This is a genomic window from Marinobacter salexigens (assembly GCF_002806945.1).
GTDB classification, from domain to species: domain Bacteria; phylum Pseudomonadota; class Gammaproteobacteria; order Pseudomonadales; family Oleiphilaceae; genus Marinobacter; species Marinobacter salexigens.
In genome coordinates this window covers 1-2,241 of sequence record NZ_NIHC01000021.1, presented here as the reverse complement: position 1 = coordinate 2,241, position 2,241 = coordinate 1, and the positions used below count along the sequence as shown (strand labels likewise).

General features: G+C 57.5%; 3 protein-coding genes. All 3 read right to left on the bottom strand.

The annotated features are described in order from the left end of the window. Positions 1-1,418, bottom strand: a 1,418-nt coding sequence (tnpC, locus tag CDH47_RS17425; RefSeq protein WP_100641618.1) for an IS66 family transposase, incomplete at its 3' end; no start/stop codon positions are given. 75 nt (positions 1,419-1,493) lie between these two features. Further along, positions 1,494-1,859, bottom strand: coding sequence for an IS66 family insertion sequence element accessory protein TnpB (gene tnpB / locus CDH47_RS17420; protein ID WP_239985896.1), 366 nt, complete (start codon positions 1,857-1,859; stop codon positions 1,494-1,496). Continuing rightward, positions 1,826-2,119, bottom strand: a complete 294-nt coding sequence (locus CDH47_RS17875; protein ID WP_161494507.1) for a transposase — start codon at positions 2,117-2,119, stop codon at positions 1,826-1,828. Before CDH47_RS17875 ends, tnpB begins: the two co-directional genes overlap by 34 nt. Positions 2,120-2,241: the final 122 nt, after the last annotated feature.

Here is a 2,241-nt window from a genome sequence, read left to right as displayed (position 1 = left end):
GTCATGACCGCAGCCGCACGTTGACCACTGCGCAGTGAACCCGCGAACAGCCAATTGCTGCGGCCCAATGCCCAGGGCCGGATCTGGTTTTCCACCCAGTTGTTGTCGATGGGCACAGCACCATCGTCCAGGTAGCGCGTCAGCGCTTCCCACCGTTTGAGGCTGTAATCCAGGGCTTTGGCCGTGCCGGAGCCATCCGGAACTTTCTGTCGATGCACCAGCATCCACTGATGCAGCGCATCGGCAAGCGGTTTGGCTTTGGTTTGCCTGATTTCCTGCCGCTTATCCGGTGGCAGGTCTTTGGATTCCCGCTCGATCTCGTAGAGCCCACCGATGTATTCCAAGGCTTTGGCGGCCAGTTCGCTCTTGTTGGCTTCGTGCAGGTCGTAGAACTTGCGACGAGCATGAGCCAGACAACCGATTTCAGTGATGCCGTTACCGAACCCCGCCTTGTAGCCCGAGTAATCGTCACAGACCAGTTTGCCTTGCCAGCCTTCCAGGAAGGTTCGAGCGTGCGCTCCCGCCCGGGTTGGAGCGAAGTCGTAAACAATGGCCTTCAGATCGGAGAATGGTGTGGTGCAGTAGGCCCAGACGTAGGCTTTGTGGGTTTTCTTCTTGCCCGGGGCCAGCATGCTGACCGGTGTTTCATCGGCGTGCAGAACGCCGTGTTCCAGCAGTGCATTTCGGAGAGCATTCACCAGCGGTTGCAGCTGCACACCGCAAGCGCCTACCCACTCCGCCAGAGTGGAGCGCGGGATGGCGAGGCCAGCACGACCGAAGATGCGTTCTTGACGGTATAGCGGCAGATGATCCGAGTACTTGGCCACCAGTACCTGAGCCAATAATCCGGCGGTGGGAATGCCTTTATTGATGACCTGCGGAGGTACCGGTGCCTGGGTCAAGGTTTCGCACTGCTCACAGGCCCATTTGCCTCGGATGTGCCGCTCTACTGTGAACTCGCCCGGCACGTAATCCAGCTTTTCACTGACGTCTTCGCCTATGCGCTTGAGTTGGCATCCACAGCGGCACTGGGTGTTCTCAGGCTCGTGTTGGATCAATGTGCGGGGCAGTTCGGGCGGCAGCGACGTGCGTTTGGGCTGCTGCTTAGGCTTTGCTGGTGTTTCATCAGCGGTGAGCTGTGCCAGCTCCGCTTCAATGGCGGCCAGATCGCCATCGATCAGCTCATCCAGCAGGTTGCGCTGAAGCGCATCCAGTTGTTCGCTGCGCTTGGCGAACTTATGGCGCTTCAGAATGGCAAGCTCATGGGTCAGCTTTTCGATGACCGCATCGCGGTGCACCAGTGTTCGATCTTTCAGGCTCAGCGCCTGTTCCTTGGCGTCCAGGGACGCCATCAACTCCGTTGCCAGGGCACGGAGTTGATCGGCAGAGAGTTGGTTAAGATCGGGGGGTTGTGACATACCGAACAGTATGCCAAGCCATGACCACCAAGACGATGCGCCATTCTGATGATGGTCTGGGTATCCGGCTTGTGGTTACAGAACCGAGATCACACCGGCAGCGCCAAGACGCTGCCAGGGCAGACCTTGCACCAGTGCGGCCAACTGCTCGTTCGTTAATAGTAGTTGTTTGCCACGCCAGGTTTCGCCCCAGTGGAACTTGCCCCGGTTCAAACGACGGGCACAGAGCCATATACCAAGACCATCATGGATCAACACTTTCATTCGGTTGCCCCGTTTGTTGGCGAACAGGTACGCACAATGAGGTCGGGCTGAGCCAAACACCTGAACGACACGTGCCAACGCCGTGTCTGGCCCGGCCCGCATATCCAAGGGCTCGGTGGCCAGCCAGATCTCGTCAATGTAGATCATGGCAACAGTTCGCGCAAAAACGCCGCGCATTGCTGACCTTGATCGGCGGGCCATTCCACCACAACCGGACCGCCGGCTCGTGGAATCTCGATTCGGATGGTGTGACCTTTATCAACCGGCTTCGTCGTATGCCCGTCCGCAGCCGGCAAACGAAACGGTACAAAGGCTGGGGGTTGGCTTCCCTCTACTTGCTTCGACTCTCTGATCCAACGCCGAAGTTGGTTGGCGTTGAGGTCATTATCCAGGGCAATACGGGAAACAGACGCACCAGGATTTTGGCACTCGGCCACCAGCTGTCAATGGCCATTTATTTTGACCCACCTTTGGCCAATAAAATTGACCCACCTTTCATAGTCTAGTTTGTGGTTTTCTGCTTCAGTCGATAGCTTTCTCCTCCCAGCATAAAGATGTG

Bases quoted from the DNA above. Each gene is read 5' to 3' on its own strand.
- tnpB (WP_239985896.1), bottom strand. From the start codon at position 1,859: ATGCGCGGCGTTTTTGCGCGAACTGTTGCCATGATCTACATTGACGAG.